20 protein-coding genes and 6 tRNA genes are annotated in these 17,879 nt (G+C 40.8%); 19 read left to right on the plus strand and 7 right to left on the minus strand.

Annotation, left to right across the window (positions count from 1 at the left end; all coding sequences use genetic code 11):
• Positions 1-8 precede the first annotated feature (8 nt).
• Positions 9-1,754, plus strand: coding sequence for a PTS fructose transporter subunit IIBC (gene fruA, locus CXF93_RS16545; protein WP_101063636.1), 1,746 nt, complete (start codon positions 9-11; stop codon positions 1,752-1,754).
• A 56-nt stretch (positions 1,755-1,810) separates the two neighbouring features.
• On the opposite strand, the gene CXF93_RS16550 is transcribed toward fruA, so the two are convergent.
• On the minus strand, positions 1,811-3,118 hold the full coding sequence (locus CXF93_RS16550; protein WP_101063637.1) for a GGDEF domain-containing protein: 1,308 nt from the start codon (positions 3,116-3,118) through the stop codon (positions 1,811-1,813).
• 412 nt (positions 3,119-3,530) lie between these two features.
• Here CXF93_RS16550 and CXF93_RS16555 point away from each other — a divergent pair, with 412 nt between their 5' ends.
• Positions 3,531-3,944 (plus strand): phosphate-starvation-inducible protein PsiE, encoded by a 414-nt coding sequence (locus CXF93_RS16555; protein WP_101063638.1) that lies wholly within the window; start codon positions 3,531-3,533, stop codon positions 3,942-3,944.
• Positions 3,945-3,972: 28 nt separating this feature from the next.
• Here CXF93_RS16555 and CXF93_RS16560 read toward each other — a convergent pair whose 3' ends face one another.
• Positions 3,973-4,890 carry a M15 family metallopeptidase gene (locus CXF93_RS16560; protein WP_101063639.1) on the minus strand — a complete coding sequence of 306 codons (918 nt, stop codon included), beginning with the start codon at positions 4,888-4,890 and terminating at the stop codon, positions 3,973-3,975.
• Between the two features lie 189 nt (positions 4,891-5,079).
• Here CXF93_RS16560 and CXF93_RS16565 point away from each other — a divergent pair, with 189 nt between their 5' ends.
• On the plus strand, positions 5,080-5,388 hold the full coding sequence (locus CXF93_RS16565; protein ID WP_101063640.1) for a hypothetical protein: 309 nt from the start codon (positions 5,080-5,082) through the stop codon (positions 5,386-5,388).
• 132 nt (positions 5,389-5,520) lie between these two features.
• On the opposite strand, the gene CXF93_RS16570 is transcribed toward CXF93_RS16565, so the two are convergent.
• The 5 genes from CXF93_RS16570 to CXF93_RS16590 all read right to left on the minus strand — a co-directional run bounded on the left by CXF93_RS16570 (position 5,521) and on the right by CXF93_RS16590 (position 8,783).
• Positions 5,521-6,315 (minus strand): ribonuclease H family protein, encoded by a 795-nt coding sequence (locus CXF93_RS16570; protein WP_101063641.1) that lies wholly within the window; start codon positions 6,313-6,315, stop codon positions 5,521-5,523.
• A 140-nt stretch (positions 6,316-6,455) separates the two neighbouring features.
• Positions 6,456-7,397: an alpha/beta fold hydrolase gene (locus tag CXF93_RS16575; RefSeq protein ID WP_101063642.1), complete on the minus strand. Its 942-nt coding sequence runs from the start codon at positions 7,395-7,397 to the stop codon at positions 6,456-6,458.
• A gap of 174 nt (positions 7,398-7,571) precedes the next feature.
• Positions 7,572-7,964 (minus strand): DUF2750 domain-containing protein, encoded by a 393-nt coding sequence (locus CXF93_RS16580; protein WP_101063643.1) that lies wholly within the window; start codon positions 7,962-7,964, stop codon positions 7,572-7,574.
• Between the two features lie 101 nt (positions 7,965-8,065).
• Complete coding sequence (locus CXF93_RS16585) at positions 8,066-8,473, minus strand: cytochrome b562 (protein ID WP_101063644.1); 408 nt, start codon at positions 8,471-8,473, stop codon at positions 8,066-8,068.
• A gap of 82 nt (positions 8,474-8,555) precedes the next feature.
• A complete protein-coding gene (locus tag CXF93_RS16590; protein WP_101063645.1) occupies positions 8,556-8,783 on the minus strand; it encodes a glutaredoxin family protein in 228 nt (75 codons plus the stop codon).
• A 257-nt stretch (positions 8,784-9,040) separates the two neighbouring features.
• Between CXF93_RS16590 and ruvC the strand changes: the two genes are divergently transcribed.
• From ruvC to CXF93_RS16670, 16 genes are all read left to right on the plus strand, one after another.
• Positions 9,041-9,562, plus strand: a complete 522-nt coding sequence (gene ruvC / locus CXF93_RS16595; protein ID WP_101063646.1) for a crossover junction endodeoxyribonuclease RuvC — start codon at positions 9,041-9,043, stop codon at positions 9,560-9,562.
• Positions 9,563-9,667: 105 nt separating this feature from the next.
• Complete coding sequence (gene ruvA / locus CXF93_RS16600; protein WP_101063647.1) at positions 9,668-10,288, plus strand: Holliday junction branch migration protein RuvA; 621 nt, start codon at positions 9,668-9,670, stop codon at positions 10,286-10,288.
• Between the two features lie 17 nt (positions 10,289-10,305).
• Positions 10,306-11,313 carry a Holliday junction branch migration DNA helicase RuvB gene (ruvB, locus tag CXF93_RS16605; RefSeq protein ID WP_101063648.1) on the plus strand — a complete coding sequence of 336 codons (1,008 nt, stop codon included), beginning with the start codon at positions 10,306-10,308 and terminating at the stop codon, positions 11,311-11,313.
• Positions 11,314-11,469: 156 nt separating this feature from the next.
• Positions 11,470-11,934, plus strand: a complete 465-nt coding sequence (gene ybgC, locus CXF93_RS16610) for a tol-pal system-associated acyl-CoA thioesterase (protein ID WP_232784246.1) — start codon at positions 11,470-11,472, stop codon at positions 11,932-11,934.
• Entirely contained in the window at positions 11,921-12,613 is a 693-nt protein-coding gene (gene tolQ, locus CXF93_RS16615) for a protein TolQ (RefSeq protein WP_101063650.1), read from the plus strand. The genes ybgC and tolQ overlap by 14 nt, the downstream gene beginning before the upstream one ends.
• A gap of 3 nt (positions 12,614-12,616) precedes the next feature.
• Positions 12,617-13,045, plus strand: coding sequence for a protein TolR (gene tolR / locus CXF93_RS16620; RefSeq protein WP_101063651.1), 429 nt, complete (start codon positions 12,617-12,619; stop codon positions 13,043-13,045).
• An 18-nt stretch (positions 13,046-13,063) separates the two neighbouring features.
• On the plus strand, positions 13,064-14,161 hold the full coding sequence (tolA, locus tag CXF93_RS16625; protein WP_101063652.1) for a cell envelope integrity protein TolA: 1,098 nt from the start codon (positions 13,064-13,066) through the stop codon (positions 14,159-14,161).
• Between the two features lies 1 nt (position 14,162).
• A complete protein-coding gene (gene tolB / locus CXF93_RS16630; protein WP_101063653.1) occupies positions 14,163-15,533 on the plus strand; it encodes a Tol-Pal system beta propeller repeat protein TolB in 1,371 nt (456 codons plus the stop codon).
• A 20-nt stretch (positions 15,534-15,553) separates the two neighbouring features.
• Positions 15,554-16,135: a peptidoglycan-associated lipoprotein Pal gene (gene pal / locus CXF93_RS16635; protein WP_101063654.1), complete on the plus strand. Its 582-nt coding sequence runs from the start codon at positions 15,554-15,556 to the stop codon at positions 16,133-16,135.
• A 12-nt stretch (positions 16,136-16,147) separates the two neighbouring features.
• Complete coding sequence (ybgF, locus tag CXF93_RS16640; protein ID WP_101063655.1) at positions 16,148-16,933, plus strand: tol-pal system protein YbgF; 786 nt, start codon at positions 16,148-16,150, stop codon at positions 16,931-16,933.
• A 219-nt stretch (positions 16,934-17,152) separates the two neighbouring features.
• Positions 17,153-17,229 (plus strand) — tRNA-Met (locus CXF93_RS16645).
• Between the two features lie 29 nt (positions 17,230-17,258).
• A tRNA-Val gene (locus CXF93_RS16650) sits at positions 17,259-17,334 on the plus strand.
• A 44-nt stretch (positions 17,335-17,378) separates the two neighbouring features.
• A tRNA-Met gene (locus CXF93_RS16655) sits at positions 17,379-17,455 on the plus strand.
• A 31-nt stretch (positions 17,456-17,486) separates the two neighbouring features.
• A tRNA-Val gene (locus CXF93_RS16660) sits at positions 17,487-17,562 on the plus strand.
• A 91-nt stretch (positions 17,563-17,653) separates the two neighbouring features.
• Positions 17,654-17,729: transfer RNA gene (locus CXF93_RS16665), tRNA-Lys, on the plus strand.
• Positions 17,730-17,765: 36 nt separating this feature from the next.
• Positions 17,766-17,842: transfer RNA gene (locus CXF93_RS16670), tRNA-Met, on the plus strand.
• The last annotated feature ends 37 nt before the right edge of the window (positions 17,843-17,879 follow it).

Genomic DNA, 17,879 nt, shown 5'->3' on the forward strand with positions numbered 1-17,879 from the left:
TATTCATAATGAAAATTGCAATTGTAACGGCGTGTCCAAGTGGCATCGCAAGCAGCCTTATTGCTGCGGGTTTATTAGAAAAAGCAGTGGCAGAGTTAAATTGGCAAGCAGATATTGAGTGTCATTCATCTGTGGCACCAACGACCGCTCTAACTAAGCAGCAGATAGCCGCGGCTGAGTGTGTTGTTATTGCCGCTAATTCCAATGTTGATGACAGCCGTTTTATTGGGAAAAAAGTCTATCGTTCAGCTGTGGATGCCGTATTTACAGATGCTAAGGCATATTTAGCGCAAGCGATTGATAATGCGACTGAGCTAACTATTAGTAATGAAATTAGCAGTAATGAATCAGCGGTTACGAGTACTGATGCCGATACTAGCAGTAAAACGATTGTTGCTATCACGGCTTGTCCTACGGGTGTTGCCCATACCTTTATGGCGGCAGAAGCGCTAGAGCAAGAAGGTCAACGTTTAGGGCATAGTATTAAAGTTGAAACCCGTGGTTCTGTTGGTGCTAAAAACCAATTGAGCAGTGCTGAAATTGCTGCTGCCGATGTGGTGATTATCGCGGCAGATATTGATATCGATTTAGCGCGTTTTGATGGTAAAAAAGTGTATAAGACCAGTACCGGGCTAGCCCTGAAGAAAACCAAACAAACTATGGGTAATGCCTTTAACGATGCGCAAGTTTATCGTCACGGTAAAGCCGCAGCAAGCGGTGATGCTAGCTCAGAAAAAACCGGCGCTTATAAGCATTTGATGACAGGTGTGTCACACATGCTGCCGTTAGTTGTTGCGGGTGGTTTAGCGATTGCCTTATCTTTTGTGTTTGGTATTGAAGCATTTAAAGAAGAGGGCACATTAGCCGCTGCGTTAATGACGATCGGTGGTGGTTCTGCATTTGCGTTAATGATCCCGGTACTTGCAGGTTTCATCGCTTTCTCGATTGCTGACCGTCCAGGTCTAGCGCCAGGTTTGATTGGTGGTATGTTAGCCAGCTCTACTGGTGCCGGCTTCTTAGGTGGTATCGTTGCGGGTTTCCTTGCTGGTTATACGGCTAAGTTAATTGCTGAAAAAGTGCAATTGCCACAGTCAATGGAAGCGCTGAAACCAATCTTAATTATTCCACTTTTAGCCTCATTGATCACCGGTTTGGTTATGATATATGTGGTTGGTGGTCCAGTTTCTGCAGCAATGAATGCCTTGACGGAATTCTTGAATAACATGGGCTCTGCGAATGCTGTGCTACTTGGTATTATTCTTGGCAGTATGATGTGTTTCGATTTGGGTGGTCCAGTAAACAAAACCGCTTATACTTTTGGTGTTGGTCTATTAGCATCACAAACCTATGCGCCAATGGCGGCGGTTATGGCTGCAGGTATGGTACCAGCGTTAGGTATGGGACTGGCGACGTTCCTTGCGAAACGTAAGTTTAACGGTAGTGAACAAGAAGCGGGTAAAGCGTCATTTGTATTAGGCTTATGCTTTATTTCTGAAGGTGCGATCCCGTTTGCAGCCCGCGATCCAATGCGAGTTATCCCTAGCTGTATTGCTGGCGGTGCATTGACTGGTGCATTATCTATGTTGTTTGGTGCTGAATTGATGGCGCCGCACGGTGGTCTGTTTGTACTGCTAATTCCAAATGCAATTACACCGGTATTTATGTACTTAGTGGCTATTGCTGCGGGTACGTTAGTGACGGGTGTAAGTTATGCCGTGCTTAAACAATCAGAAGAAAAACCAGTAACAGCGTAACAAGATCTGTTTTCGAGATATAAAAAGCCAGCCCTGTCGCTGGCTTTTTATATCATTTATTTTAAAGGTGGCAAGCTACAAACCACTTTGTTTCGGCCGCTACCTTTCGCTTTGTAAAGAGCTTCATCTGCGCGTGCAATCATTTCTGTTATCCGCTCTTGCCCCATTTGAGCGACACCAATACTGCACGTTAGCGACTTGTGATGGCACCATTCATGCAACTCGATGATGTGTCGAAGTGTTTCGGCTTTATTCATCGCCTGCTCGTTATTGGTTTCAGGAAAGAACACGATAAATTCTTCTCCGCCCCAACGAACTAAAAAATCATTGTTGCGAATATTCGTCGATATCACGAGTACAAACTCACGTAAAATATCGTCACCGACTTGATGACCATATTCATCGTTAACATTTTTAAAATAATCAATATCGATAAACAGCGCCGAGAAATCTTGGTTTCCCCAGCGAACTTCCTGAGCCATTTTTTTTAACCAATCCTGTACCGCATTTCGATTTAGTGCTCCGGTGAGTGGATCTCTATTGGCTAATGCGGAAAATTTGACGTTGGTTTCGGTTAAGTTCTGATTTAATTTAAACAGACGTCCTGCCCTTTGATGACTTTTTTTCAGTCTTCGATACAACTTACTTTGTTCATATAATATAAAACCGATTATTAATAATAGCCAGGTATACAAAAGCCCCTTGAGTAAGGTGGATTCTTCGATCCATACGCCTTGAAATTCAATGCTATTGATGATGATTTCAAAGCTTCCTTCGGTGACTCCGGATGCCGTGGCAATTTCAATAATTGGTACGTTGGAAAAATCAGAGGATGCGTGCTCAAGATCGACATTATTATCAGCTATCCACCAGGTCAATACCTGGAAAGTATCAAGCGTAATGGCTTTTGCGCCGTCGCCAAAACCTGGAGGGTATTCAATACCATTGAATTTTAATGAGGTTCGCTCATCCGCACGGGTATAGGCAGGATGACTATTACGGATATATACACGTAGCCGTTTATTAGCATGCGTGGTGGTATAATCAATATCAAGACTGATTTTATTATATTCCGAGAAATCGATGCCTTGAAAAATACTATCTGAAAGACTGATCTCTAACTCACAATATGGCCATGGATAATTAGAGTCTTTAACGACTTCACAAGTCAGGTAAACTTTGCCATCTTTAAAATTAATTGCAGAACTGCTTAAACCACCTTTACTGCTATCATCGATATTGGTAAAGCTGAACTTGTCAGGCGTGACTGTATAGGTTTTAGTATTAGCGCGGAAATGATACCAAACTAAAATAACTAAGGTAACGATCACTATGCCTATCGTTATTTTCTGAACATTTCGCACGACTAACTCCATTGGCGACAACTCGTCTTATGTTTTTAATATTATAGAATGAAGTTATTAATAAAAAATATAATAATGATAATTTCATACATATGAAGTATGACATGTGCTGACAGTGGTTATCTTTTGGCCTGATCCACTAAATCGTAAATTAAAATCTTAAGGCATTGATATGAAAAGTTATTGATAAATAATATAATAACAAATATCGTACTTAGTGTTTATCTTGTTATATTTATTTTAATGTAAATGGAGGTTGTTGCTGAAGTAGTATTAATTTGGCTGACTAAAAGATGAGCGTTAATTCGGCGACTTAGCCAATATTGAAATATACAATTGTTTACAAACTATTGTATATTGTCAGAATAACTCATTAGTTAAATGAGTATTATATTTATCTTTCGGAGCTATTATGCCATCTCATTTACCAAAGAAATTTAGTCATGTTTTCTTAAAGTTATTTAGTTATATCGAAGCTGTCCTGTTGGTTGCAATTACACTGGCAACCATATTTGCGATGGCAAATGACTTCTATCATGTTTATGAATTACGCACGGTAAAGTTAACTGATATCTTGCTCATGTTTATTTATCTTGAAGTACTGGCAATGATCCAGCAGTTTGTGGTGAATGGTAAGATCCCAGTTCGCTATCCTATTTATATCGCGATGATGGCTATTGCCCGCTATGTCACACTTGGGATGAAAGAATTACAGAGTTTAGATGTTGTTTGGCTGTCAATGGCTGCATTAGTATTGGCTATAGCAACCGTTATCATCCGTGCTGGCCATTTTTACTGGCCGTATAAATCATTGGGCGACGAATAATAACGTTCTCAGTTTTACTTTATTCAATCTAGTCTTTTACACACATAGCTGAAGTCTGTAGCGGTTTCTGCATCGCCGCTATGACAGTCGCAGGTGATTGGCTAAATGTTTTACTTAATGACCCACTATTTAGTTTGTTTTCTAAATAGTGGGTATAATCACTGACTTTATGTTCAGCATAAGCCACCGGATAACTGGCTTTACATGATTGATACCACTGCACATAATTGTCAAAGAATTGAGCTGCGTTATCAGCAGGCATTGCCGACATCAAGTTGGCCATATTACGGCTAACTTGAAAGTGCTGGTAATCAATCGGCGTATTCCAAAAACCACCCCAGTATAAAAAACCGTTATCAGCAAACGTCGTTATTACATCTTCCGCAAAACCTTGACGTTGATCTTTACCATATCTAAATTGCATTCTATTGGCATATTTAGCCCCATCTTCAGGCTTGAAATTAGCGCTACCTTGTTCACCAAACTCAACAAACGGATTTTGTTTGGGGTTAATATCTATAGCTAACCCATAGGCATGAATAGAGAGTGAACGCTTACCTGCAATAGGGCGGTAGTTAAATGCAGAGGTATTGTTATCAGCCATGGATAAATCGTCATTGCCTTGGTAATGACGTATTGGCTGGGCTTTATTGATAGGGAATTTCAAGGTATATAAGCGCTCAAAAATAGTCGCGATATACGGTGCAACCGCATCCATGACGATAATTGAACCATTATTGTGTTGCTGATCTTGGAAATCGATATAGTCGAACTGCACTTGCTTTAAACGCGCACATTGTACTGGTGCAGCAGCGGACATGACGCCTGCTGTTACCATCGCGTTGCAGTCAATGTCTGAGAGTTCAGAGATGCTCGCTGCCGAGACTGGAATGAGGGTATTACCAATTAGAAGCGATATTAACCTTTTAAAACAATATGTTGACATATAAACCCATGCATTAAGTCGTGTGTGATGAGTATCTTAACGTGGATATGATAAATGTAAATATGCTGTAGCCTAGTGCAGCGTGCTTTGTCGTACATTATCTTGATTTTATAACCTATACTGGATGAGACAGGGTTGATTGAAGCGCTGTGTATTGGCAGTGTGTACATATAAAATAAGGAAATATGAATGTATAAAATAATTGCAATAGCATTATTTGCCAGCTCGCTTGCTGGTTGTGAAACGTCTTCTCAAGCTTACAGTATGGCGCAGCAAGGTGCGGATGCTTTTACCTGTCCAGAGATCAGTAAAGCATTTACCGCGTATGAAGCTGATCGTCAGTCTGCATCGGCGTTAACGGTTATCGCGCCACTTATATCGGCAGATATTGGTACGATGACCGAAGGCGCTGTCACCACGACAGATAGTTATTATGCACAGGCTAAATCAAGTGCGAACGTAGCACTGTTGCTTAAAGGTTGCTCACCAATTCAATAAATTATCTTGATGTTAGTGGTTTATTTCGGATGATGAAAACAAGCTGGCAGTGATGTTATTCACTGTGAATAATAAACAAGCCAGTTTGTTTTGTTTTTGAGGGGCTGAATATAGTTTTACACCGGGAATCAATTAACCCGATGGCATCGCTAGAATGTCAGCAATGTTAATACTGTTAGTATATTGCACAAATTTTGGCTCTTGCTGAGTTCGTGCTAGTACAGCCATACGATCCGACAATTCATTGCCTTCAATATTGGCATGGCCTTTAACATGAGAAATAATTAAATTAGATTTTAATTGCTCGTATAAGCTAAAGCATTGTTGAATAACAGCAAGGTTTTTAATTTCTTCGTTTTTACCGCGTTTCCAACCTTTATTTTTCCAACCTTTTGCCCATTTAGTTATGCAATCAATTGAGTATCTTGAGTCAGATAAGATTTGTACGGTTTTACCCTGTTCAATATGTGGGGCGGCTAAGCGGAATGAAACTAATAAACCATTTAACTCTGCGGAGTTGTTGGTACCATTCTCTTCGTATAAACCGAACCATAATTGCGAAAGTTTATCTTTTTCATAAACTGCCACGCCGGTGCCCGATTTACCAGGGTTCGGAGAACAAGCTCCATCACAGTAAATATTGAAGTCAGCGACTTGTGGCGCTGCGGATAAAATTGATTTTGGAGCGCCGGCTGGACGTGTTGTTTTTGGTTTAACGCCAGACCCCGTCGCATCATCTTTTGCGAATGAGCGTTTCATTAATGCGCGAGTATAGGTTGAGGCGAATGCTTGGTCTGCTTCATCTTTTGACGGAAAACCCATATATTGAGCATCACTGCGGCCATCAATTTGTGCTTTAGTTTCAGACCAGTTATCAAATACCCCAGCCTTCACACCTTTCCATACTACGTAATGTTTTTTACTCATAATTTAATTCAATACTCTCAAAGTTTCATAACGGCATAATAACAGCTAAATAATAAATGTCTTACCTACAAAATACCAAGGATAACCTCAGCCTTGTAGATAAATCAGTCTTTATGCCGTGATACACGCTTAAATAGTCGTTATATCTTTTCGCTTTCGATAAAGGTCTTGATTAAACGTACGACTATTTCAGATTGCTCATTGGTGACGCCATGGCCAGTGTTTGGAATGATAACAAGGGGTGCTTGGATTTTTTTACTGAGATAAATACCGTCTTCGATAGGGAAAATACGATCTTTTTCACCCCAAATTAGGAGTGTCGGTGTTGATGATAGGGGCGCTTGCAGTAACGCATTTCGATCTGCAGGTAGCGATTGGATCATGGCTACTTTCTGCTTATGCCAAGCGGCAAAGTAAGTTTGGTAAATTTGGTCGGCAACAAAATCTGGCATCATTTTAGGTTCAACGAAAGTGCCATCAAATAAACGACGTAATTCATCGCTGTTCTTTGGTACAAAGAAGTCCTCTGGGTTATCAACAGCAAAACGGGTGTTTAACGCACCAAGATCATCATCACTGAAGTAGGGACCTGGGCTGGCTATAATAATAGCGTTATTAATCTGACGGTTTTCGTGAGGACTGTTATTCATCATATTGAAGGTAACAAAGCCACCATAGGAAATACTGGCGATGTTGATATTATCAAGCTGCAGTTGGTTCACTAGCTGCCATATAGCCTGTGTTCCTGTGGTGAGGTTGGCTTCACCGGCACTAAAAGAATCACCAAACCAAGCGAGGTCTGGTGCAATAACATCATAATCTGCGCTTAAGGCAAGCATTTCATCTTTCCAAGTGGTAATGGCGTTACCACCAAATCCATGGATTAATAATAGTGGTTGGCCTTTGCCCCCGCGCCAATAGCTCAAAGTACCGCCTTCATCTAGGCTAATATCTTGTTGTGTAAAACCAACCGCTTTAAGGCTGTCCTCATCACTGCCTATTTTCCATTTTACCAGTGAACAACCACTTAATAGTGAGAAACATATACAGACAATAAATAATTTTAGCTTGTTTGAAATCATATCGTTAGGCCTATTACACAGGAAAGAGAAACCATACATGAGATTGATGATAAATAAAATAACATTGCTATCACTTAGTGATGAAGATCTCCGTAGCGGGCGGGGGAAGTAAACAAAAAAAAGCCTGCCGTTATCATCTGATGCAGGCAGGCTGTTAGAATTATTATTTGGCGATTAGCTGTTTTTCTTCAGTTGTTTCTGTAATGCCATATCAAATTCATCAGGGAACATAATAAGGCCTTCGTCTTGAAGATTAGGAAAAATAACTAGTGCTAAATCATCATCCATTAGGCCTGATGTCCAACGGCTTTGCCATTTAGCTAATGAGATCGATTCTGTTTTACAGTCTTTCCATTCGCCAGTTGCCCATGATTGTGCAAATTCAGCGTTAGGCCATACAGGAACACAATCTTCGTCTTCATTGTTTAGCATTACGCAGCCATGCTCATCCGTTAGGATCCAGATCTGACGTTCGCTAGTTACTTCTTTTAATAAATAGCTTAGACGTTTTTCTGCATCATAAGCTTGAATTGTCGCGATTTGGTTGCTATCGAGAGTCTTTGACATTTAATCTGTTCCTACATTCTATGAAGATATGTTTAGCAAAATAACGGCATTATGACCGTCAAATAACGTATATAAGTGTTTATATTAGCGGCTGCTCAGTATTAACCGAAAATAAGCTGCCATACGCTTGGTTTACTTTTCTTGTGGTATTCTTTTCTTAAGCTATCAACATCTTCTAGTTTGCTTTTGGCAACCGTAAGATTTTCTTCGGTAATATCGGTTTGTTGAATGCTGTTCAATATTGATTCTACTTTATCCAAACCTTGATGTGACATTTCTGCACGATCAGGTGAAAAGTTATAGCTTTGCGCTACGGCTAGCATTTTACTCATTTCATCAATACGAGTAGTGAATTCATCCGCTGATGTTGTTTTCATTGCTTGAGTATACGCTAATCTCATTTGCTTCATGGTCACTTTAAGCTCGATGTTGTCTATCTCAGCACTGTTTACTAAAGTTGAAAACAATAAACTGATTATAAGTCCTAGCTGAGCAATGCGATTCTTCATGATCTATTATCCATATTCATAAGTAATGATTAAATACTGCCATTAACAATAAGTGTAATAACAGTCAGGTCCGTGCGCGAGATTAATCGCGATATACATTTTCGAATGTTTTAATTGAGAATCCACGTAATACTTGGTCACCAATCTTAAGCGTTGGTACGCCACGACCACCAATAGCGGCTAATTCTTTACTGCCGCGTGGGTCGTTTACACTGCATAAACGATACGGGATCCTTTTTTCATCTAAGTAGCGCTTCGCCGTATCGCAATTTGGACACTTTTTCTGTGTATATAACACGACTCTTTTCATTTTAGCCCCACAAGGTACATCGTAAAAACCGCATTATAGCAAGCTAGCCCTGATTGACAATGTATCAATATGGCCAAATGATTTGAAATACACTTCTTTACAACATGACGAAAAATGCAACGCCTGATTAGCCGTTTTTACTGTTTGATTTATACACATTATTCTTCCGGCATGCTGGATGTGTTAGTGCGTTTAGGTTTCAAGCTGAGGAGCAGGTATACTGTAATTATAAACATGACATTTGAAGAAAATTGACTATGAGCATTATTCTTGGCATTGATCCCGGTTCGCGTATCACCGGGTATGGCGTGATCCAACATATACACGGCAAGTTCCAATATTTGGGTAGCGGTTGTATCCGCACCTCTGGTGAGAACTTACCGGAAAGATTAAAGCAAATTCATGCGGGTGTGAGTGAAATCATTATTCAATTCCAGCCCGATAAATTTGCCATTGAAGATGTATTCATGGGTAAAAATGCGGCATCGGCATTGAAGTTGGGTCAAGCCCGTGGTGCCGCTATTGTTGCTGCGGTATCAAATGATTTGGAAGTGGGGGAGTATACCGCCCGTCAGATCAAGCAAGCCGTCGTAGGTAACGGTGGCGCGGATAAAGAACAAGTCCAGCAAATGGTGGTGAATCTACTCAAGTTACCTGGTACGCCACAAGCGGATGCTGCTGATGGACTGGCTGTGGCATTATGCCATGCGCAGAGTTTACGTACTTTGATAAATATGGCGGGTAAAGTCAAAGGAACAGCACGCGGACGCTTCAATTAATAACCTTAGGTATTTTGACGTTGAGATAAAAGATCTGGATATTTAACCAGTATTTTATTATGCTATTGAACATTATATTCGTATTTAACATGTTGGAAAATAATTGTGATTGGACGTTTACGTGGCACTTTATTAGAAAAGCAACCACCGGAAATTTTACTTGAAGTAAATGGTGTCGGTTATGAAGTTCAACTGCCAATGAGCTGCTTTTATGAGCTTGGTGATGTTGATAGCGAAGTGATCGTTTACACCCATTTTGTGGTTCGAGAAGACGCTCAATTGCTTTATGGCTTTAACAACAAGATGGAACGTTTAATGTTCCGTGAATTGATTAAAGTGAACGGTGTTGGTCCTAAACTGGCGTTGGCTATTTTGTCGGGTATGACCGCCAACCAATTTGCTCACTGTGTTGAACACGATGATATTAACAGTTTAATTAAATTACCGGGTGTCGGTAAAAAGACGGCCGAACGTTTATTAGTTGAAATGCGCGATCGCCTTAAAAACTGGGTGACGCAAGATTTATTTACCCCTGAAGCGGATAAAGCCCAACTCCAAGGCTATGGTAATACAGCATCAAATGCGATTGAAGAAGCGGAAGCGGCCTTGGTTGGTTTAGGCTATAAACCTGCGCAAGTCGCGAAGATGATCAAACAAGTTGCACAGCCAAGTATGAGTTGTGAAGATATCATTCGTCTGTCATTACGTGCCACCTTACAGAATTAATTTAGGAAGTTACTTTAGTGATTGAAGCTGATCGATTAATTTCTAGCGGTACCGTCCGTGAAGAAGAAGTGGTAGACCGTGCCATTCGCCCGAAAATGTTGTCAGATTACCAAGGTCAGGATCACGTACGTGGTCAAATGGAAATTTTTATTGAAGCCAGTAAGCGTCGTGATGATGCACTGGATCATTTATTAATTTTTGGACCACCTGGATTAGGTAAAACCACGTTAGCGAATATTGTCGCTAACGAAATGGGCGTAAGCATCAAAACCACGTCAGGTCCAGTATTAGAGAAAGCGGGCGATCTTGCTGCCTTGCTGACTAATCTAGAGCCCCATGACGTGTTGTTTATTGATGAAATTCATCGCTTAAATCCGTCAATTGAAGAAATATTATATCCGGCAATGGAAGATTATCAATTAGACCTTATGATTGGTGAAGGGCCCTCAGCCCGTTCTATTAAGCTTGATTTGCCTCCTTTTACGCTCATTGGTGCGACGACGCGAGCGGGTTCATTAACATCACCATTGCGTGATCGTTTTGGTATTGTGCAACGCCTTGAATTTTACAAAGTGGAAGATTTACAAGATATTGTATTACGCTCGGCAAAGTGTTTAGAGTTGAATATGGACAGTGCTGGCGCGCTAGAAATAGCCAGGCGCTCACGTGGTACACCGCGAATCGCCAATCGTTTATTACGTCGTGTGCGTGATTATGCTGAAGTAAAACACGAGGGTGACATTGACGCGGAGATCGCGTCAGCGGCGTTAAGTATGCTGGACGTTGATACATGCGGTTTTGATTACATGGACCGGAAGTTACTTATTGCCATCGTTGATACTTTCTCTGGTGGTCCGGTTGGGTTAGATAATGTTGCAGCGGCGATTGGTGAAGAACGTGAAACGATCGAAGATGTACTCGAACCTTACCTTATTCAGCAAGGTTTCTTGCAACGCACACCTCGTGGTCGGATTGCGACACAGCGTGCTTATCTACATTTAGGTTTTGACTATCCAGAAAAATAGTCGTAGAAACCTAATCTTGATATTAAATCAATTTCATATCTCATTTTTGTCAGGTATATTAATAAACTTATAACGCTAAATGTTTTGATTGCTGCGTTATAAGTTCGAGTGATGACCTTACAATCTCGGCTTTATGAAGCAGTGAAAAGATGCCGAATGAAGCAGAAAACAATAAAAAGCGAAATGGTAATGAGCGATGCTACGCAGAGTGAAATAATACAGAGTGAGTTTAAGGCTCGTGTTTATTTTGAAGATACCGATGCTGGTGGCGTGGTTTATCACAGTAATTATTTGAACTATGCAGAGCGCGCCAGAACAGAAATGTTACGTGATAAAGGCTTTTCACAAGCGCTGTTATTACAACAAGATCTTGCATTTGTGGTACGCAAAATAGACATAGATTATCGTTACCCCGCATTCCTTGATGATTTATTAATTATAAAATCACATATTAAGGAACTAAAACGCGCATCGCTGGTCTTCTCTCAGAGCATTTATCATGAAAATGGTAAATTATTGTCAGAATTAACAGTTAAAGTGGCATGCATTCAATTGTCTCACAAGAAACCTTGTGCGATGCCGATAGAAATTATAAGGAAACTAACCAGTGGAAGCTGCTGATATTTCATTTTTTGGTCTTTTTTGGGAAGCAAGTCTGCTGGTAAAAGCAGTCATGTTAATATTGCTTTCAATGTCAGTTGCATCATGGGCGATGATCTTCCATCGTTCTAAAGCATTGAAGCAAGCAAACGAAGCATCAAAACGATTCGAAGATAGATTTTGGTCTGGTATTGATTTATCAAAATTATATAAAGAAAGTGAAGCGCGCAAGAATAATATCCAAGGTATGGAACTTATTTTCCATTCCGGTTTTAAGGAATATGTGCGTATTCATAATACTAATCAAGAGAATACCGACGCGATCATGGATGGCAGTCATCGTGCGATGCGCGTTGCTTTATCACGTGAAGTTGATGAGCTTGAAGTTAATTTAAATAACCTAGCAACAATTGGCTCAATTAGTCCTTATATCGGTCTGTTTGGTACCGTATGGGGTATCATGAGCTCATTTATTGCATTAGGTGCCGTGCAGCAAGCAACACTGGCAATGGTTGCGCCAGGTATCGCTGAAGCATTGATTGCAACAGCTATGGGTCTATTTGCCGCTATTCCTGCTGTCGTTGCCTATAACCGATTTTCTAGTCAAGTAATGAGAATTGAAAATAATTACGTTAATTTTATGGATGAATTCTCAAGTATTTTACATCGCCAGAGTTTGGCCAAACAAACGCAGGATTAAGCGATGCAGCCTTATCAACGTAAGCGTAGACGACTTGTTGCGGAAATTAACGTAGTACCTTATATCGATGTCATGTTGGTGCTGCTTATTATCTTTATGGTGACAGCACCGCTCGTGACTCAAGGTGTGGTAGTTGATTTGCCACAAGCACATTCCGAAGCATTATCTGAAGACAGTAAGCCACCAATCGTCGCTTCTGTTGATAAAGATGGTTTGTATTATCTCGATGTTGGCGATGGTGATAAATCACCGATGTCACCAGATGATTTAGCTGTGTTGGTTGCTGCTCACTTGAAACTACAGCCGGATACACCTGTTGTGGTAAAAGGTGATGGTTCAGTAGCGTATGAACAAGTGATCCGTTTAATGGTCGTTCTACAGCAGGCTGGTGCACCTTCTGTGGGTCTAATGACAGACCCCGTCGAGCAGTAGAGTAGGGTATAAATAAAGATGAAGGATAATCAGTCTAAGTACTCCGTTGCTGTTATTGTTTCGGTCGGATTACATGTTGTACTACTGGTATTACTTGGTTTGAGTGCAACATCTACACCATTGAAACCGCTGCCAAAACCAAAAGCACAAGCGATCCAAGCTGTCGTTGTTAGTGAGCAGGCTGTAAAGCAGCATGCAGATCGAATCAAACGCACGGAACAAGAAAAGCGCAGAAAAGAGCAGCAACGTATACAGGCGGCTGAAGATCGTATCAACAAGCTTAATAAAGAGCGTCAGCAGAAAGAAGCGGCCATTGTAAAGGCCCAAGAACAGCAGAAAAAGGCCGAACAAGCGGCAAAACGCGCTGAAACCAAACGAGCAGAAAAAGAAGTAGAACGCAAAAATGCTGAAGCGGCTGCGGTTAAAGCTGAGCAGCAACGCTTGAAGAAAGTCGAAGAACGTAAAAAAGCGGAAGCGAAAACCAAAAAAGCCGATGAGCAGCGTAAGAAATCTGAAGCTGCAGCTGTCGCCGCGGAGAATAAACGTCTCGCTGCACAGGAAAAAGAACGTAAACGTCAAGCGGCTGTTGCAGCCGAAAATAAACGTAAAAAAGCAGAACAAGCGAAACAGCAAGCCGAGCAAGAGCGTAAACGCCAGGAAGCTGAAAAGCAGCGTGTTGCTGAGCAAAAACGTAAAGCGGCCGAAAAAGAACGTCAACGTTTAGCTAAAATTGAACGAGACAAGCAAGAGCGCTTGATGCAAGAACAGATTGAAGCGGAATTTGCATCCGAGCTTGATAGTGAGATCCAACAGCTTGATGCGGTACGTCAGCAAGAAGTACTTAGTGAAATTGATAAATATACGGCGCGGATTCAAAATTCGATCCAACGTAATATGTTAACCAGTGATGCAATGAAAGGTAAATCTTGTGCGCTTAATATTCGTTTATCCGATTCAGGCTTGGTGTTAAGCGTAACCAGTGGCAAAGGCGATAGTATTGTTTGTCGTGCAGGTGTTAACGCAGTGAATAAGGCTGGGTCCTTACCTATTTCTGCTGATCCGGAAGTGGCTAACAAGCTTAAAAATATTAATTTAATTTTTAGACCAGAGATTTAATATGCATATAACTAAACGATTGTTATCTTTCTTTATCTTGTGCTTCATGCAGATACAAATCGCGCATGCGGCGTTAGAAATTGTCATTACCGAAGGTACAAACAGTGCTAGACCTGTTGCTGTTGTACCGTTCAAATGGTTAGGTGCACAGCCAAAACCAAAGAACATGACCGATTTTGCCAGTATTATTGCTGATGATTTACGTAACAGTGGTCGTTTCTCACCATTAGATCGTAGTTTGATGCCACAAACACCAGCAACAGAAAATGCGGTTGATTATGCGGCATGGAAAGAAACCGGTGTTGAAGTGATTGTTATCGGTACCGTAAAACCTCTAGCTGATGGTCGTTTGCAGATCCATTTTCAGTTAATAAATGTGTTGTCTGGTTTTAAAAACCAAACACCACAAAAAATTGATGAACAATTAGTAAAAAATAACGATCATATTAAGTTGAACTTGAAAGGCAATTTCTCGACGCGTCGTCCGCGCCATATCTCACACCGTTTAAGTGATTATGTTTTTGAGAACTTAACCGGCACGCGTGGTGCATTCTTAACGCGTATTGCTTATGTTGCTATTAATTATGACGACAAGTATCCATTTAAATTATTAATCTCTGATTATGATGGCATGAATCAGCATGTACTATTCCGCTCGACAGAGCCGGTTATGTCACCGTCATGGGACCCAACAGGTAAAAAGTTGGCTTACATGAGTATGGAAGACAAAAAGCATGAAATCTGGATTTATGACCTGGTAACACAAAAACGTGAATTAATAGAGCCGTATAAAGGTAGTAATATTTTACCGGTATTTTCACCTGATGGTACTAAACTGTCGATGATATTGTCTAAATCAGGCCAAGCCGACGTTTATGTTTACGATTTGAAAACGAAAAAACTAGATAGACTGACTAAAAATCGCGGTATTGATACCGAAGCAACATGGGCTCCCGATGGCAAGTCGATCGTCTTTACATCTGAGCGTGGTGGTCGCCCGCAAATTTATCAAATTGATTTAGAAAGTAAGAAAATTAAACGACTTACCTTTGAGGGCAACGCGAACTTAAATCCTTCAATTAGCCCTGATGGCCAGAATTTAGTTATGGTCAGTTTGCAAAAAGGTAAGTATAGTGTAACGAAACAGGATTTGTCAGATGGATATGTTCAAAAACTGACAGACGGTCGTCTTGATAAATCACCAAGCATTGCACCAAATGGCAGTATGGTGATCTACAGCACGGTTGTTAAGGGAAAACAGGTATTATCGCTAGTCTCAATGGATGGACGTTTTAAGGCCGTATTACCAGCAAGTGATGGAGAAGTAAAAGCACCAGCTTGGTCACCTTTCTTGACATCTAAAAAGAATTAATCATTGATAGGAAAATGAAAATGCAACTAAATAAAATCTTAAAAAGTTTAGTGATTGCGTTACCAATGCTGACATTGGCTGCATGTAGCTCAACAACTGATACAACTACAAACGATGCAGTAGAAAGTGCTGCACAACAAGCAACTAATGATGCAGCTAACGCAGATGCTGAATCTGGTTCAAATGTTGTTGTTGGTAGCGACACTGATGTAAGTATCGATGGTGTTGAAAATCTAACAACTGAAGAAGCTAAAAAACAAGTGATTGACGAATTACGTAAACGTCACGTTGTTTACTTTGGTTTTGATCAACAAGCTGTTACAGCTGAATACGGTGAGCTATTACAAGATCACGCTAACTTCTTAATTGATAACCCAGCGGTTAAAGTATTAATTGAAGGTCATGCTGATGAACGTGGTACGCCAGGTTATAACATCGCACTAGGCGATCGTCGTGCTGATGCAGTGGTTAAATACCTGAACAATCTAGGTGTTTCTTCAAGCCAAATTTCAACAGTTAGTTATGGTGAAGAGAAACCAGTAAATACTTCTCACACAGCTGCTGCATTCTCTCAAAATCGACGTGCAGTGCTAGTTTACTAAGGATTAGTCACCTTGATTAGAATTAATACTAAAACGGCCATGATCATGGCCGTTCTTTATAGTGGCTTAGGCCATGCTGCACCCGCTACGGTACTTGATGCAACAGCAAGTGCTAACCAGGTGGTAACGAACAAACCAACTCGTTCAATTGAGCAGCGCCTTACCCGAATAGAGAATATCCTCCAAGCTCGAACAAGAGCGCAATTAGAAACTCAGCAACGACTTGATCAATTATCCATTGAATTGATGAACTTGCAGGGCTCTATTGAAGAAAGCAATTTAGAACAAAACAAAGTGACTCAGCGTCAACGCGATATCCTTAATGATATTGAGCGTATTCGTACTACGCTGGTCGCCAAACCGGTTACGCCTGTTGCAACTGACACTAATATTCTAAATGTAGCAAATCAGCCGGTAAATTTAACTGGGAAAGATTCTTATAATTACGCGATAAAGTTAATCAAAAACGAGCGTAAATATGATGAAGCTATTCCTGCGCTACAAAGTTTTATTTCAACGTATCCAGAATCAGAGTTAGCGGCTAATGCACATTATTGGTTAGGTCTTTTGTTACGTAAAGATAATAAGAATGATGAAGCGAAAGTTGAATTCGAAAAGATTGTTACTAAATATCCAGAATCGAATAAACGCGCAGACTCATTACAGAAGCTCGGTCAACTTGCCAAGCTAGCTGGTTCGAATAGTGAGGCGAAACGTTATTTTGAGTTAGTGATCAAAGATTATCCTAATGACACTGTTGCTAAGCTTGCCAAACAAGAACTGGCCGCTCTAAAATAATGTGTTGAAGTTGATACGTTTTAATTTTCGTTAAGCTTGTACTATTTACCATCTCATTGGTGTTAAACTGAACGTAATTCAGGGTTTTATCATTGAATTGTGATTCTAAGCAGATTTTACTTGCAGAGTTTTCTTAAAAAAGTATTATAGCCGCCATTGAGAGGGGTTAGCGGAAACAACGTAAGTCGTTTAGCTAATTACTTTTAATTATAGAATTGTCGCGGGATGGAGCAGTCTGGTAGCTCGTCGGGCTCATAACCCGAAGGTCGTAGGTTCAAATCCTGCTCCCGCAACCATTTCTATTACCAATTTACTTGGTATATGTGGGTCCTTAGCTCAGTTGGGAGAGCATCGCCCTTACAAGGCGAGGGTCACTGGTTCAAGCCCAGTAGGACCCACCACATTTAATTACGTACCCTAACGTAAGCTAAATGAAACATATTGTCGCGGGATGGAGCAGTCTGGTAGCTCGTCGGGCTCATAACCCGAAGGTCGTAGGTTCAAATCCTGCTCCCGCAACCAATTTGTTCGCTATGTATATAGCAAAATTTGTGGGTCCTTAGCTCAGTTGGGAGAGCATCGCCCTTACAAGGCGAGGGTCACTGGTTCAAGCCCAGTAGGACCCACCACAAATTATTAAGTTTGGTTAACTATTTTATAATACATGTTGTAATACATTTTATAATATAAGTAACGAGATTTTATAAAGAAAGGCTACGGGGGCTGTTAGCTCAGTTGGTAGAGCAGTTGACTTTTAATCAATTGGTCGAAGGTTCAAATCCTTCACAGCCCACCACTTTCTTTAGTTCTGATGAAGAACACACAGCATTGTCGCGGGATGGAGCAGTCTGGTAGCTCGTCGGGCTCATAACCCGAAGGTCGTAGGTTCAAATCCTGCTCCCGCAACCAGTTTAAACGATAGATATAACTATCGATAAAAAAATAC

Origin of the sequence: Moritella sp. Urea-trap-13 (assembly GCF_002836355.1) — a bacterium.
Taxonomy (GTDB): Bacteria; Pseudomonadota; Gammaproteobacteria; order Enterobacterales; family Moritellaceae; genus Moritella.

Coding starts and splice junctions, on each gene's coding strand:
- fruA (WP_101063636.1), top strand. CDS start 9: ATGAAAATTGCAATTGTAACGGCGTGTCCAAGTGGCATCGCAAGCAGC.
- CXF93_RS16555 (WP_101063638.1), top strand. CDS start 3,531: ATGCCATCTCATTTACCAAAGAAATTTAGTCATGTTTTCTTAAAGTTA.
- CXF93_RS16560 (WP_101063639.1), bottom strand. CDS start 4,890: ATGTCAACATATTGTTTTAAAAGGTTAATATCGCTTCTAATTGGTAAT.
- CXF93_RS16565 (WP_101063640.1), top strand. CDS start 5,080: ATGTATAAAATAATTGCAATAGCATTATTTGCCAGCTCGCTTGCTGGT.
- CXF93_RS16570 (WP_101063641.1), bottom strand. CDS start 6,315: ATGAGTAAAAAACATTACGTAGTATGGAAAGGTGTGAAGGCTGGGGTA.
- CXF93_RS16575 (WP_101063642.1), bottom strand. CDS start 7,397: ATGATTTCAAACAAGCTAAAATTATTTATTGTCTGTATATGTTTCTCA.
- CXF93_RS16580 (WP_101063643.1), bottom strand. CDS start 7,964: ATGTCAAAGACTCTCGATAGCAACCAAATCGCGACAATTCAAGCTTAT.
- CXF93_RS16585 (WP_101063644.1), bottom strand. CDS start 8,473: ATGAAGAATCGCATTGCTCAGCTAGGACTTATAATCAGTTTATTGTTT.
- CXF93_RS16590 (WP_101063645.1), bottom strand. CDS start 8,783: ATGAAAAGAGTCGTGTTATATACACAGAAAAAGTGTCCAAATTGCGAT.
- ruvC (WP_101063646.1), top strand. CDS start 9,041: ATGAGCATTATTCTTGGCATTGATCCCGGTTCGCGTATCACCGGGTAT.
- ybgC (WP_232784246.1), top strand. CDS start 11,470: ATGAAGCAGAAAACAATAAAAAGCGAAATGGTAATGAGCGATGCTACG.
- tolR (WP_101063651.1), top strand. CDS start 12,617: ATGCAGCCTTATCAACGTAAGCGTAGACGACTTGTTGCGGAAATTAAC.
- tolA (WP_101063652.1), top strand. CDS start 13,064: ATGAAGGATAATCAGTCTAAGTACTCCGTTGCTGTTATTGTTTCGGTC.
- tolB (WP_101063653.1), top strand. CDS start 14,163: ATGCATATAACTAAACGATTGTTATCTTTCTTTATCTTGTGCTTCATG.
- pal (WP_101063654.1), top strand. CDS start 15,554: ATGCAACTAAATAAAATCTTAAAAAGTTTAGTGATTGCGTTACCAATG.